The sequence below is a fragment of the Bradyrhizobium sp. STM 3809 genome, assembly GCF_000239795.1.
Classification (GTDB): domain Bacteria; phylum Pseudomonadota; class Alphaproteobacteria; order Rhizobiales; family Xanthobacteraceae; genus Bradyrhizobium.
In genome coordinates this window covers 1-13,292 of the sequence record NZ_CAFJ01000146.1, presented here as the reverse complement: position 1 = coordinate 13,292, position 13,292 = coordinate 1, and the positions used below count along the sequence as shown (strand labels likewise).

The 13,292-nt window shown below is 66.9% G+C and carries 17 protein-coding genes; 12 read left to right on the top strand and 5 right to left on the bottom strand.

Annotated elements, in window-relative coordinates; all coding sequences use genetic code 11:
* Nucleotides 1-784, top strand: a 784-nt coding sequence (locus tag BRAS3809_RS07655) for a hemerythrin domain-containing protein (protein WP_035655690.1), incomplete at its 5' end; no start/stop codon positions are given.
* 1 nt (nucleotide 785) lies between these two features.
* Here the strand turns inward: BRAS3809_RS07655 and BRAS3809_RS07650 are convergent.
* Complete coding sequence (locus tag BRAS3809_RS07650) at nucleotides 786-1,184, bottom strand: hypothetical protein (protein WP_008961511.1); 399 nt, start codon at nucleotides 1,182-1,184, stop codon at nucleotides 786-788.
* 155 nt (nucleotides 1,185-1,339) lie between these two features.
* Here BRAS3809_RS07650 and BRAS3809_RS07645 point away from each other — a divergent pair, with 155 nt between their 5' ends.
* Nucleotides 1,340-2,056 carry an MgtC/SapB family protein gene (locus tag BRAS3809_RS07645; protein WP_008961510.1) on the top strand — a complete coding sequence of 239 codons (717 nt, stop codon included), beginning with the start codon at nucleotides 1,340-1,342 and terminating at the stop codon, nucleotides 2,054-2,056.
* A gap of 19 nt (nucleotides 2,057-2,075) precedes the next feature.
* Here the strand turns inward: BRAS3809_RS07645 and BRAS3809_RS07640 are convergent, their stop codons facing one another.
* Together BRAS3809_RS07640 and BRAS3809_RS07635 are read right to left on the bottom strand one after the other, a co-directional pair.
* Entirely contained in the window at nucleotides 2,076-2,933 is an 858-nt protein-coding gene (locus BRAS3809_RS07640) for a hypothetical protein (RefSeq protein WP_240535617.1), read from the bottom strand.
* A gap of 100 nt (nucleotides 2,934-3,033) precedes the next feature.
* Nucleotides 3,034-3,837 carry an RMD1 family protein gene (locus tag BRAS3809_RS07635; protein ID WP_008961508.1) on the bottom strand — a complete coding sequence of 268 codons (804 nt, stop codon included), beginning with the start codon at nucleotides 3,835-3,837 and terminating at the stop codon, nucleotides 3,034-3,036.
* A 138-nt stretch (nucleotides 3,838-3,975) separates the two neighbouring features.
* Between BRAS3809_RS07635 and BRAS3809_RS07630 the strand changes: the two genes are divergently transcribed.
* Nucleotides 3,976-5,124, top strand: coding sequence for a DUF3095 domain-containing protein (locus BRAS3809_RS07630; RefSeq protein ID WP_008961507.1), 1,149 nt, complete (start codon nucleotides 3,976-3,978; stop codon nucleotides 5,122-5,124).
* A 7-nt stretch (nucleotides 5,125-5,131) separates the two neighbouring features.
* Here BRAS3809_RS07630 and BRAS3809_RS07625 read toward each other — a convergent pair whose 3' ends face one another.
* Complete coding sequence (locus BRAS3809_RS07625) at nucleotides 5,132-5,566, bottom strand: DUF2147 domain-containing protein (RefSeq protein WP_008961506.1); 435 nt, start codon at nucleotides 5,564-5,566, stop codon at nucleotides 5,132-5,134.
* A 295-nt stretch (nucleotides 5,567-5,861) separates the two neighbouring features.
* Complete coding sequence (locus tag BRAS3809_RS07620; protein ID WP_008961505.1) at nucleotides 5,862-6,395, bottom strand: GNAT family N-acetyltransferase; 534 nt, start codon at nucleotides 6,393-6,395, stop codon at nucleotides 5,862-5,864.
* Between the two features lie 105 nt (nucleotides 6,396-6,500).
* Here BRAS3809_RS07620 and BRAS3809_RS07615 point away from each other — a divergent pair, with 105 nt between their 5' ends.
* The 9 genes from BRAS3809_RS07615 to BRAS3809_RS07575 all read left to right on the top strand — a co-directional run bounded on the left by BRAS3809_RS07615 (nucleotide 6,501) and on the right by BRAS3809_RS07575 (nucleotide 13,286).
* A complete protein-coding gene (locus tag BRAS3809_RS07615; RefSeq protein ID WP_008961504.1) occupies nucleotides 6,501-7,100 on the top strand; it encodes a superoxide dismutase in 600 nt (199 codons plus the stop codon).
* Nucleotides 7,101-7,305: 205 nt separating this feature from the next.
* A complete protein-coding gene (gene crcB / locus BRAS3809_RS07610; RefSeq protein WP_008961503.1) occupies nucleotides 7,306-7,692 on the top strand; it encodes a fluoride efflux transporter CrcB in 387 nt (128 codons plus the stop codon).
* A gap of 280 nt (nucleotides 7,693-7,972) precedes the next feature.
* Nucleotides 7,973-8,188 (top strand): hypothetical protein, encoded by a 216-nt coding sequence (locus BRAS3809_RS07605; protein WP_035655689.1) that lies wholly within the window; start codon nucleotides 7,973-7,975, stop codon nucleotides 8,186-8,188.
* Between the two features lie 5 nt (nucleotides 8,189-8,193).
* Nucleotides 8,194-8,946: a metal ABC transporter ATP-binding protein gene (locus BRAS3809_RS07600; RefSeq protein WP_035655687.1), complete on the top strand. Its 753-nt coding sequence runs from the start codon at nucleotides 8,194-8,196 to the stop codon at nucleotides 8,944-8,946.
* Nucleotides 8,946-9,815, top strand: coding sequence for a metal ABC transporter permease (locus tag BRAS3809_RS07595; protein ID WP_035655691.1), 870 nt, complete (start codon nucleotides 8,946-8,948; stop codon nucleotides 9,813-9,815). Before BRAS3809_RS07600 ends, BRAS3809_RS07595 begins: the two co-directional genes overlap by 1 nt.
* Nucleotides 9,816-9,826: 11 nt before the next feature.
* On the top strand, nucleotides 9,827-10,696 hold the full coding sequence (locus BRAS3809_RS07590) for a metal ABC transporter substrate-binding protein (RefSeq protein WP_008961500.1): 870 nt from the start codon (nucleotides 9,827-9,829) through the stop codon (nucleotides 10,694-10,696).
* A gap of 67 nt (nucleotides 10,697-10,763) precedes the next feature.
* Nucleotides 10,764-11,804, top strand: coding sequence for a CobW family GTP-binding protein (locus BRAS3809_RS07585; protein ID WP_035655685.1), 1,041 nt, complete (start codon nucleotides 10,764-10,766; stop codon nucleotides 11,802-11,804).
* The gene (locus BRAS3809_RS07580) at nucleotides 11,804-12,823 is read left to right on the top strand and encodes a WD40 repeat domain-containing protein (protein WP_008961498.1); all 1,020 of its coding nucleotides are present in this window, start codon (nucleotides 11,804-11,806) and stop codon (nucleotides 12,821-12,823) included. The genes BRAS3809_RS07585 and BRAS3809_RS07580 overlap by 1 nt, the downstream gene beginning before the upstream one ends.
* 142 nt (nucleotides 12,824-12,965) lie before the next feature.
* Nucleotides 12,966-13,286, top strand: coding sequence for a hypothetical protein (locus tag BRAS3809_RS07575; protein ID WP_008961497.1), 321 nt, complete (start codon nucleotides 12,966-12,968; stop codon nucleotides 13,284-13,286).
* The last annotated feature ends 6 nt before the right edge of the window (nucleotides 13,287-13,292 follow it).

Genomic DNA, 13,292 nt, shown 5'->3' with positions numbered 1-13,292 from the left:
CGGTGACGGCATCAACGACGCGCCGGCGCTCGCCTCCGCCGATGTCGGCATCGCGCTCGGCGCCCGCGGGGCCAGCGCCTCGTCGGAGGCGGCCGACGTGGTCATCCTCGCCGACCGGCTCGACCGGGTCGGCGAGGCGATCGTGATCGCGCAGCGCGCCCGGCGGATCGCGCTGGAGAGCATCGTCGCCGGCATGGCGCTGTCGTTCATCGCGATGGGCGCCGCGGCGTTCGGCCTGTTGCAGCCGGTGCCGGCGGCGCTGGTGCAGGAGGCGATCGATGTCGCCGTCATCCTCAACGCGCTGCGGGCGCTGCTCCCGGCCGGCCGGGGGCGGACGGGCCGGATCACGGTGGAGGACGGCCAGGGCCTGCGGCACGATCACCAGGCGCTGCTGCGCGGGCTGGACCGGTTGCGCGCGATCGTCGATGCGCTCGACGAGGCCGTGCCGGAGAAAGCGGTGTCCCTGATCGTCGAGGCCAATGCCGTCGTGCAGGACCAGGTCGTCGCGCATGAGCGCGATGACGAAGGCTCGGTCTATCCGCGGCTGGCGCGGCTGCTGCAGGACAGCCACGGCCTGTCGGCGATGAGCCGGGCGCACCGCGAGATCCTGCATCTGGCGCGGCTGCTCGGGCGGGTGGTGGAGGACCTGCCGTCCGAGAAGGTCGACCGCTATCTGATCCGCGACGCCCAGCGGGTGATCGAGGCGATCGAGACGCTGGTGCGCATGCATACCGCGCAGGAGGACGACATCTACGAGGCGGTGGCGGCGCGCTCGGCCGCGTGACTCAATCGAGACGCTTCGGCAGGTCGATCCGCTCACCGGCGAACTCCGCCGGGCCTTCGATCAGGCGGCGGATGCGCCGCTCGCGCTCATCGGCCGGCAGGTTGGGATCGAGCATCTGATCGATCAGCCGGATCGCATTCTGCTCGATTGCGAGCGGGTCCCGGAGCTTGGGCTGCGGGGCCGGGCGTCCGGAGGCATGCAGGCCGATCGCGAGCAGCTGGCTGATCGCATCGGAGCGCGTGACCTGGTGCGTCTCGGCCCACGCGTCGATGTCGGCGGTGAGCTCTTGCGACAGCTTCACCGCGCTCACCGCGTCATGTCCGAGCCGGACGGCGGGACTGAGATCCCTTCTTGTATCGGACGAGGACGTCATCTTGGGCGTCATCTGCCTGTTGATCATGTCAGCCTAAGAGATGCTGGAGGGTTTGGGATTTGATTTCGATCAAGGACGGCCTAAGAAGACGGCCTTCTCGCGGCAATCCGGCCGCCAGAGGACATTTGTGTGTCTGCCGCCCGGCAGATGGTCCGGCATAGGACCGAAGACAGTTCCGGCTCATGCGATTCCTGCACACTTTCCAGCTCTACGACTTCCTCGACACGCTCGTGAGCCTGTTCACGGCCTTCGTGCTGGGGACGCTGATCGGCGCCGAGCGGCAGTTCCGGCAGCGCAGCGCCGGCCTGCGCACCAACGTACTGGTCGCCGTCGGGGCCGCGGCCTTCGTCGACATCGGCAACCGGCTCACCGGCGCCGACGGCGCGGTGCGGATCATTGCCTATGTGGTATCGGGCATCGGCTTTCTCGGCGCCGGCACGATCATGAAGGAAGGCATGAACGTCCGCGGCCTCAACACGGCGGCGACATTGTGGGCCTCCGCGGCCGTCGGCGCCTGTGCCGGCGCGGACCTCGTCGCCCAGTCGGTGGCGCTCACCGTCTTCGTGCTCGCCGGCAATACCCTGCTGCGGCCGCTGGTGAACGCGATCGACCGCATCCCGCTCAATGCCGCGACCTCCGAGGCCAACTACGCGATCGTGGTGACCACAGACGTCCTGCATGCCGCGCAATTGCGCGAGGCGCTGGATGAGCGGCTGGAGGCCGCCAAATACCCGGTGCGTGAAACCGAGGTCGCCTACCGCTCCGACGACCTCGCGGAGATCACGGCGACACTGGTGCCGCTGGCCGCCGAGACGGCCGATCTCGACCGGGTCACGGCGGAGCTGGCGAAGCTGCCCGGCGTGCGTCACGCGACCTGGAACGTCAGCGCGCTCGAGTGATGCGCGGCGTATCCTGCTGCTATTTGACGCAGCGGCCGACATCGCCTGCGGCGGTCGGCGACTCATAGCCTCCGGGAGACATTGGCTGGCCGTCGAAGAACACCGCAAGCTGGTTGGCGATGCCATAGTCCGTCGCGCCCCGGCGCCGATCATTGATCATGCGCGCAATGTTCCATTCGTCGTGTGAACCATAGCTGAATGCGACGGAGGCGCGCAGGCCGTAGTAGTTGCGGAAGCCGTTTCGGGTGAGGCTGCCATTGGCGATCGCGTCCTTGAACTGCGGGTCGGGCGCGATCTTGTCGTCGAACCAGGCTTCGAGCCGTTCGAAATCGTGCGTGCCGGTAAGTTCGAAATATCCGGCGAAGTCGCGTGGGCCGGAGAAGTAGACGAAGTCGAAGGCCTCGCCGAGCCCCTTGTCGCCTTCGAGGATCTGCGTCCACATGTACATGTAGTCGGCGCCGCTGGCGCCCCGCAGGCCGTCGCCGCCCTCGGCGCCGGGATTCAGCACGAACGTGGCGCGCGGACCGAACCGCTCGGTGACGCGCCCGGCGATCCTGGCCGCGATAGCGGTATTCACGGTGAAGGAGCCGCCGCCGGCGGCGGAGAGCGGCACGCTCAGATAGCCGATGGCCTTGCCCTGCGCGCGCTGATCGGCGAGCAGCGTGCGGATCCGCGCGACATTCGCGGCGATCGCATCCTTGAACTCCGGATGGACGCAATAGCAGATGTCGAGCGCGGTGCAGGCGGTCACCGGTTCGGAGGCCGCCTGCGCCGCCCCCGGCGCGCTGGCCGTCATCGCCGCCGCGGTCGCGAGCGCGGCTGCCACGGCGATCCGGACCCCGATCACTGGCCTCGAACGTGCAGCGCGGCTGGTCATGGTACCTCCCTGATCTCCGGCAGGACTGCGGCGAATGATATGGCGCCGATCGGGAAATACAACCAGAGATGTATGACGTGTCCGTGGCAGCGAGGCGCGGTCAATGGCCGCCCCGGGCGAAGATCTCGTAGAAGCCGAGCACGATCTCGCAGGCGATCAGGATGACGACGATGATCTCGAGCCGCAGCGAGCGCTTGGTGTCGATGATGTCGGCGAGCGCGGTCGCCGTCTCGGCGATCACGACGAGCTTGCGGTTGAGCGTCTCCTCGCGCTCCTTCAGCTCATACTCGTCCTCGAGCCTGGCATAGAGCCGCTCGAGATCGGGCCGGTCCCACAGCACGTCGGGCTTCTCGCCGACCGCGACGCGGCCCGAGACGCGATGCTGCACCAGCAGCGCGGCGCCGAGCAGCTTGAGCATGGCGACCCGGCTCTTCGAGGTGCGTCCGAGCGACGCCAGCTCGCGCGCGAACGGTTCGATCGTGTCGAACACGTTGGCGATATCGCGCTCGCTGCGGCCGAGCACGACGCTCTTGGCCAGCGCATCGGCGACGATGAGCAGCCTCTCCAGCGACAATTCCTTGACCTGGATCGGGCCGCCGACCGGGATCGGTTCGTCGGACTCGCGCGCGACCTGGACCCTGGCCGTCTCTTCCTCATGCGGGTTGATCGCGCCGAACAGCCGCGGGCCGAGCTGGTCGAGGAAGTTGATCTCCTCGGCGACGGTCAGGCCGATGAAGACGACGACGCCGTAGCGGAAGACCACGGCGATGCCGGTTTCGCCGATGCGCACGGCGAGCGGCGTCGCCGACAGGACCTGGCCTTCGAAGCCGGCGGTATTGATGCGGTCCGCGATCTGCAGTGCGCGCGCGGCGAGTTGGGGGACGGGCGGGGTGTCGGCATTCATGCGGCGAGGCTAGCACGTCGAAACCGACGGGACGATAACACGGCGCCGCGACGGAGCGCGCCGTCCCGGTCCGAACCCGCTTGACAGGGATGTCCGTAGCTCCCCATGGAAGGCATACTCCGGACGGATGACCTCGCGATGTCGAAGACCAGCGCTGCCGACTACTACGCCTCGATCCCGGTGTTTCGCGGCTTTTCGCGGCTAATGGACCCGCAGCTCTACAAGCCGCTGCCGGACGACTGGCTGATCGGCACGGCCGACATCGTCGAGTCGACCAAGGCGATCGCGGACCGGCGCTACAAGGCGGTCAACATGGCCGGGGCGGCGGTGATCGCGGCTGTGACCAACGCCCTGGAGGGACGCGAATTCCCGTTCGTGTTCGGCGGCGACGGCGCGAGCTTCGCGGTCGGACCCGACGATGCATCGGCGGCCCGCGAGGCGCTCGCCGCGACCGCGCGCTGGGTGAGCGACGATCTGGAGCTTTCGATGCGCGTCGCGCTCGTGCCGGTCGGCGCCATCCGCGCCCGCGGGCAGGACGTGCGCGTGGCGCGCTACGGCCCGTCGGCCAATCTGTCCTATGCGATGTTCGCCGGCGGCGGGCTCGGCTGGGCCGAGGCCGCGATGAAGCGCGGCGAGTTCGCGATCCCCCCGGCGCCGCCCGGCACGCTGCCGGATCTGTCCGGCCTGTCCTGCCGCTTCGAGGAGATGCCGTCGGCGCGTGGTCTCATCCTGTCGGTTTTGGTGCTGCCGGCTGCGGGCGCGGAGCCGCAGGCCTACCGGCGCGTCATCGAGGACATCATCACGCTGACGGAGCGCACTCCCGAGGCCGGGCGGCCGGTCCCGCCCGGCGGGCCGGCGCTGCAATGGCCGCCGCAGGGCTTGGACTACGAAGTCCGCGCGTCGCGCGGCCCGGGCATCGTGCGCTGGGTCCGCGTGCTCGGCCGCACGCTGTTCGTCTATGCCATCATGCGCTTCGGCATCAGCATCGGCGGCTTCGTGCCGGATCTGTATCGGCAGCAGGTGGTGGAGAATTCCGACTTTCGGAAATACGACGATGCCTTGCGCATGATCCTCGACTGCACCGAGCAGCTCGCCCAGGAGCTGGAGCGGCGGCTCAGCGCGGCGGCGTCACAGGGGATCGTGCGCTACGGCCTGCACCGCCAGGCTTCGGCGATGATGACCTGCTTCACGCCATCGGCGATCCGCCCCGACCACGTCCATTTCATCGACGGGGCGCAGGGCGGCTACGCATCGGCTGCGACCGCGCTGAAGGCCGCAATCGCCTGACGCCGGATCAGCGCGCGCGGGTCCAGGTTTCGCCGCCGCACAGCGCGCCGACGCAGCCTTCGACCCTGAGCGTATCCGGGCCAGAGACCGAGATGTGGCTGGTGTAGCTCTGGCCGTCATCGGCGTTGTAGATCTTGCCGGACCATTTGTTCGGCCCGTCGGGATGAACGGCATCGAACAGCTGCAGGCCGATGATCGGGCGGTTGGCAAGCGCGCGATTGGGGTTCTTGTTGTCCACCGCCGGCTTGCCGGTGTCGGTGTCCATCGGCTCCTTCAGCCAGACGACCGTGCCGCACAGATTGGCGCCGCATTTGGCGACCTTGATCTTGGCATCGCCGGCCTGCGTCAGCCATGTGCCGGTAGGATCATCGGCGGCCAATGCCGGCTGCGCGATGACCAGCGCGCCGAGTGCGAGACCAGACAGACGCAATTTCAAGTTCATGTGACCCCCCCGTTCAAGCCGCGCTTGCTTACCAGCAAACGGCGGAGTTGCAATCTCGGAGGTGTGGTTGTCCAAAGCGGCGACATCACGATCAGGTGCGTTGCGCCGGGCTGTCTCAATTCCTTGTCGGGTCGTCTCAGGGCTCCGGAATCTGGTCTCAGCTGTCGCGACAATCTCCGTCGTCGTGCCGGCCCAGGAGTCGCGACCCATGCCGCGCCGCGGACGTCATGGGCAGAAGGCCAATGACCAGCCCGGCTCAAGCTCCCCCCGGGACGACCGGAGGAGAGAGGAAGCCTCACCACGGCAATCCGCAGAGATCGATGGTGCCGCGGGTCGGCGCGGTACGTTTGACATCGTGGACCATGGCGGACAGTGTGTCGAAGCGGATGCGGCCCTTCTCGGGCTGGTCGGCATAGACGTCGCCGTCGAACGGAATGAAGCCGCGGGCGCCGTAGAACGCGATGCGGTCCGGCGCGCAGAACAGGATCGCGTAGTTGATCGAATCCTCGTGGCGCAGCGTCTGGATCGCGGCGTTCAGTCCGACCGTGGCGAGGCCGCGATTGCGCATGTCCGCGCGCGTCAAGACGCCGCCGATGCCGGCGACATTGACGGTCTGCCCGTTCCACTTGACGAGCCGGCGATAGATCCCGACATGACAGAGCACGTCGCCGGCCTCGTCCTGCACCAGGACGCGCAGGTCGGCATGCGCAAAGGTGATACCGGCCCAGGGTAGCGTGGCAACCACCTCGGGCGGCCAGATCGCGTCATAGAGCGGCTTGGCCTGCGGCCAGCCGGCGTCGCCATTCAGGACCTCGATTTCGATGCTCATCAAAACGGCTCGCTTTTTCCAGAATCACAGTGTTTAGGAGTTCGGAACCTTCTATAAGGAGGTCCCGTTAAATCCCGTCTTCCCACAAGTTGCGGAACCGACCCCATGACCTTTACGCTTCCCCCCCTGCCTTATGCCTATGACGCCCTCGGCGCCTACATGTCCAAGGAGACGCTGGAGTATCATCACGACAAGCATCACCAGGCCTATGTGACCAACGGCAACAACTTGATCAAGGGGACCGAATTCGAAGGCAAGTCCCTCGAGGAGATCGTCAAGGGCTCGTTCGGCAAGAACGCCCCGATCTTCAACAATGCCGGCCAGCACTACAATCACATCCACTTCTGGTCCTGGATGAAGCCGAATGGCGGCGGCACCAAGCTGCCGGGCGCGCTGGAGAAGAAGATCAACGAGGACCTCGGCGGCTACGAGAAGTTCAAGACGGACTTCATCGCCGCCGGCGTCGGCCAGTTCGGCTCGGGCTGGGCCTGGCTCTCGGTCAAGAACGGCAAGCTGGAGATCTCCAAGACCGCCAATGGCGAGAGCCCGCTGGTGCATGGCGCGACCCCGATCCTCGGCGTCGACGTCTGGGAGCACTCCTATTACATCGATTACCGCAACCGCCGTCCCGACTACTTGAAGGCCTTCGTCGAAAACCTCATCAACTGGGAATACGTCGAAGAGCTGTACAGCAAGGCTGTCTGATCCGGCGTGATCGTCAGGGAAGGGCGGCGGGCTCTGGCTCGCCGCCCTTTTTCCTTGTCGCCCCTTTTCTCTGCCGCGCCTGTTCTCTGACGCCGATATGGCGGGCGCGATCTTGCAAGGGTGCGGTCGCTGCGGCAAAACTCTTGCATCGTTTGAGATGAAGGCAGGGCATTCGTTCTGTCGATGCCGTGCGAGGTGGGGCTCCGTGAATCAGCTGTTCGGTTATGTTCTCGTCTTTGTCGGCGGCGGCTGCGGCGCCTCGCTCCGGCATATGATCAACATGGCCAGCGCCCGCGCGCTCGGCACCGACTTTCCCTGGGGCACCTTCATCATCAACATCACCGGCTCGACCGTGATGGGACTGATCGCCGGCTACCTCACCTTCAAGGGCGGCGCCACCCAGCACTGGCGGCTGTTCCTGATGACCGGCATCCTCGGCGGCTACACCACGTTCTCGGCGTTTTCGCTGGACACCGCGCTGCTGTATGAGCGCGGCGCGCTGGGCTTGGCGGCGGCCTATGTGCTGGGGTCGGTGGGAATCTCGATTGCGGGCTTGTTCGCCGGGCTGGCGCTGGTGAGGGTGTTGAGCTGAGGTGCGTCGCCCCGCGTGAAGAAGCTCGACGTTCACTTGGCCCCTGGATCGCTTCGCTGCGCTCGCCGTGACGGAGCAACGTTCCGGCAGGATGCCCGCCATGACCGGTGAGGCAGGCACCGGCGTGACCACGACCTCCGTCATCGCGAGCGCAGCGAAGCGATCCAGGGGCCGAGGAAAATACCCAGCCGGATGTGGGCCAATATCCCTCGGTGGAAGGTCTAGGCGCCATTTCCCCTCGGTGGACAGGGGTGATGTTATAATGTAACATGACCATGAAATGACCCAGTCCGCGCTCCAGAGTCACGGCCATAGCCATGCGCATGACGCGCATGGCCACAGTCATGCCCATGCTCACGGCCATGGCGCAGGCGCGCCGCATCCGGCGCAGCCGGCGCGGTGGTCGATCCTGCGCATGCCGGTGGCGACCCGGCTCGCCGCGGCGCTGGCCGCCAGCGCGGTGCTCTGGGTGATCGTCATCCTGGCGATGCGGTGAGGGCGATGGCGCAGCTGCAGTTCCGCGACGTCACCCTGGGCTATGACCGGCATCCGGCCGTACACCACCTCTCCGGCGAGGTGGCGGAGGGCGCGCTGCTCGCCGTGATCGGGCCCAATGGGGCCGGCAAGTCGACGCTGTTTCGCGGCATCGTCGGGCTGCTCAAGCCGCTGGCCGGCAGCATCGCCGCCGCCGGCGTGAAGCCGCGCGAGATCGCCTATCTGCCGCAGATCGCCGACATCGATCGCAGCTTCCCGATCTCCGTGTTCGACTTCGTCAGCACAGGGCTGTGGCGCAGCACCGGCATGTTCGGCGGCATCGGCGCGGCCGCGCGGGCGAAGATCGCGCAGGCGATCGCGGCCGTCGGCCTCACCGGCTTCGAGGGCCGCGGCATCGGCACGTTGTCCGGCGGCCAGATGCAGCGGATGCTGTTCGCGCGCGTGCTGCTGCAGGACGCCCGCGTCATCGTGCTCGACGAGCCGTTCAACGCGATGGACTCCAAGACCTCGGCCGACCTCTTGCGGCTGATCGAGCACTGGCACGGCGAACGGCGCACCGTGCTGGCGGCGCTGCACGACATGGAGATGGTGCGCGCGCATTTTCCGCAAACCCTGCTGCTGGCCCGCGAGGCGGTGGCGTGGGGGGCGACGGCAGACGTGCTGACCACGGACAACCTCGCGCAGGCGCGCCGGATGTGCGAGGCGTTCGACGACGCGGCGGCGCCTTGCGTGCCGGCACCAGCCTCGCGGGCGGCGTGATGCTGCGCGACGTGCTGTTCGCTCCGTTCTCGGAATTCGAGTTCATGCGCCGCGCGCTCGCGGCCGTGATCGCGTTGTCGCTTGGCTCGGGCCCGATCGGCGTGTTCCTGATGCTCCGCCGCATGAGCCTGGTCGGGGACGCCATGGCGCATGCCATCCTGCCGGGAGCGGCGATCGGCTTTCTGCTCTCGGGACTCAATCTGTTCGCGATGACCACCGGCGGCCTCGTCGCGGGCTTTGCCGTCGCGCTGCTCTCGGGCCTTGTATCGCGCTCGACCGGGCTCAAGGAGGACGCCTCGCTCGCGACCTTCTACCTGGCCTCGCTCGCGCTCGGCGTCACCATCGTCTCGGTCAAGGGCACCAATATCGACCTTCTGCACGTGCTGTTCGGCAACATCCTGGCGATGGATGACCCGACGCTGCTGATGGTCGCGACCAACGCCACCATCACGCTGGTCGTGCTCGCCGTGATCTACCGCCCGCTGGTGGTCGAGAGCGTCGATCCCTTGTTCCTGCGGACGGTGAGCCGCGCCGGGGCGCCGGCGCATCTGATCTTTCTCGGCCTGATCGTGGTCAATCTCGTCAACGGCTTCCAGGCGCTCGGCACCTTGCTCGCGGTCGGCCTGATGATCTTGCCTGCGGGCATCGCTCGGTTCTGGTCGCGCGACGTCACGCCGATGATCTGCATCGCGGTCGGCTCGGCGATCGTGTCCGGCTATATCGGCCTGGTGCTGTCGTTCCAGACCCGCATTCCCTCCGGCCCCGCGATCATCCTGGTCGCGTCGCTGATCTATCTCGGCTCGGTGCTGTTCGGACGCGTGGGCGGCGTGCTTCCGCAACTGTTTCCGGGACGTCACCTCGAAGCCTGAAGTCGATCCTCATGACACGCTTGCTGTCCGTCCTCGTTCTGCTGCTGTCGCTCACGGCTCCGGCCTCCGCCGAGACCCGGCTGAGCGTCATCACCAGCTTCTCGATTCTCGCCGACTTCGTCCGCCAGATCGGCGGCGACAAGGTCCAGGTGACATCGCTGGTCGGACCCGACAGCGACGTGCACGTCTACACGCCGACGCCGCATGACGCGAAGGATGTCGGTGCGGCGAAGCTGCTCATCGTCAACGGCCTCGGTCTGGAAGGCTGGCTGCCGCGGCTGCAGCAGGCCTCCGGCAGCAAGGCGCCGATCATTACGGCCACCCAAGGCGTCACGCCGCGCAAGCGCGGCTCGGATGCCGACCCGCATGCCTGGCAGTCGGTGCCAAATGCGATGGCCTATGTGAAGACCATCCGCGACGCCCTGATGGTCGCCGATCCCGCTGACGCTGACATGTTCAAGGCCAATGCCGAACGCTATCTCGCCGACCTCGCCGCGCTGGATCGTGAGGTCCGAACCGAGATCGACAGAATCCCGGCTGACCGGCGCAAGGTGATCTCGACCCACGACGCCTTCGGCTATTTCGCCGATGCCTATGGCATCGCCTTCATCGCCCCGCTCGGCGTCTCCACCGAGACCGAGCCCTCGGCCCGCGACGTCGCCGAAATCATCCGCCAGGTGAAAAAAGCGCAAATTCCGGCCGTCTTCCTGGAGAATTTCAACGATGACCGGCTGGTCGGGCGGATTGCCGCCGAGACCGGGGCCAAGATCGGCGGCACCCTGTATTCGGATGCCCTGAGCGATGAAAAGGGCCCCGTTCCCACTTACATTGCCCTGGTCAGGCACAATATAAGGGCCCTGACGAGCGCGCTGGTCCGTTAGGGTTTTGACCCTCGCGGCCGGGCGCTTTGAGCCATTTTCGACGCGATCTCAGTTTTTCGGAGTGCGCATGTCCGACGCGAGCAAGACCCCCGTGACGGTGCTGACCGGCTATCTCGGAGCCGGCAAGACCACGCTTCTCAACCGCATCCTCTCCGAAGACCACGGCAAGAAGTACGCCGTCATCGTCAACGAGTTCGGCGAGATCGGCATCGACAACGACCTCATCGTCGGCGCCGACGAGGAAGTGTTCGAGATGAACAATGGCTGCATCTGCTGCACCGTGCGCGGCGATCTCGTCCGCATCATCTCCGGCCTGATGCGCCGCAAGGGCAAGTTCGACGCGATCATCGTCGAGACCACGGGGCTGGCCGATCCGGCGCCGGTGGCGCAGACCTTCTTTGTCGACGAGGACGTGCAGAAGAACGCGCGGCTCGATGCCGTCGTCACCGTGGCCGACGCCAAGTGGCTGTCGGACCGGCTCAAGGACGCGCCCGAAGCCAAGAACCAGATTGCCTTCGCCGACGTCATCGTGCTCAACAAGACCGATCTCGTCACCAAGCCGGAGCTCGCCGAAGTCGAGGCGCGGATCCGCGCGATCAACCCTTACGCCCGGCTGCATCGCACCGAGCGCTGCCAGGTCGCGATTGCCGATGTGCTCGAGCGCGGCGCGTTCGATCTCGACCGCATCCTGGAGATCGAGCCGGAATTCCTCAATGCCGGTGATGATCACGATCATCACCACCATGATCACGACCACGGCCATGATCACCACCACCATCACGATCACGGCCTGAAGCACTATCACGACGAGGAGATGCAGTCGCTGTCGCTGCGCTCCGACAAGCCGCTCGATCCGTCGAAATTCATGCCGTGGCTGCAGAACCTGGTGCAGACCGAGGGCGGCAAGATCCTGCGCTCCAAGGGCATCCTGGCATTCCAGGACGATGACGACCGCTACGTCTTCCAGGGCGTTCACATGATGCTCGAGGGCGATCACCAGCGGAAGTGGAAGCCGGACGAGGCGCGGCAGAGCCGGGTCGTCTTCATCGGCCGCGAGCTGCCGGAAGACGCCATCCGCGAAGGCTTCGAGCGCTGCATCGTATCCTGATGAGCAACTTCGATACGGGCGGCGAGGCCGCATCCATCGTCTCCGTCACCGACAAGGTGAAGCCGGTCTCGCTCGGCATGGCGATCACGGCCGTGCACTATCTCGGAGATCGCGCCGCTTTTGTCGGCACCGAGGAGAGTGTCGCCGTCGTCGACGGCGAGGGCGAGATCAGCAAGGTCGAGGTGTCCGGCGGCGGCATCCTGTCGGCGGTCTCGGACGGATCGCGCATCCTGTTCGGCGGCGATGACGGCAAGGTCTCCTCGCTCGACAAGGCCGGCGCCGTGAGCGTGCTGGCGACCGATCCGAAGCGCCGCTGGATCGACAACGTCGCGCTGCATTCGGATGGCGCGATCGCCTGGTCGGTCGGCAAGACCGCGTTCGTGCGTCAGCCCAAGGGCGAGGAGAAGTCGCTCGAGGTGCCGTCGACCGTCGGCGGCCTCGCGTTTGCGCCGAAGGGCCTGCGGCTCGCGATCGCGCATTACAACGGCGCGACCTTGTGGTTTCCCAACATGGCGGGCGAGCCGGAGTTTCTCGGCTGGGCCGGTTCGCATCTCGGCGTCACGTTCAGCCCGGACAACAAATTCCTGGTGACCTCGATGCACGAGGCGGCGCTGCATGGCTGGCGCCTTGCCGACTCCCGGCACATGCGCATGACCGGCTATCCGTCGCGGGTGAAGTCGATGTCCTGGGGCAGCGGCGGGCGTTTCCTCGCCACTTCGGGCGCCGACATGGTCATCCTCTGGCCGTTCGTCGGCAAGGATGGCCCGATGGGCAAGGAGCCGGCGATGCTGGCGCCGATGAAGGCCAAGGTGACGGCGGTGGCGTGCCATCCCAAGCAGGACATCCTGGCCTGCGGCTACGAGGACGGCACCGTGCTGATGGTGCGGATGCAGGACGGCGCCGAGATCCTGGTGCGCCGGAACGAGACCCCTCCGATCGCGGCGCTAGGCTGGAATGCCGCGGGAACCTGGCTGGCATTCTCGGACGAGAGCGGCGAGGCCGGGCTGCTGCGGCTGTGATGCCGCGTTCCGGGGGGTAATGGGGCATAGCGGCGCAGGCCCGAATGGGAACCTCGCCGCGTCCCGTCCGTTGTTCCCCGCATCAGGTGATGCGACGCGCATCAGAATGATGCGGGCATCACGATGATGCGGAGGACAGTCCATGGCCCCGATCAACAGCAAACGCACGTTGCGCCGCGACCTGCTGCTCGCCGCCGGCCTGCTCGGCCTCGGTACGCTGGTGGCGATCGTCTCGCTGGTCGACATCAAGGCGGGTCACCTCGATCAGATGGCCCAGGCCACGCCCTCGGCCTCTCCTGAGCCCTCCGCAACTCCCGCGGAATCCAAGCCCGGCGGCACCCGCCCGACCACGCCGGCCCCCGAGCCCGCGCGCCCCGATCCGGCCGCCCAGCAGGAGGGTGCAAAGCCGGCTTTGCCGCCCGCGCCCGCGGAGAAGGTCGCGCCGCCGATGGAGAAGAAGTAGCCGCGG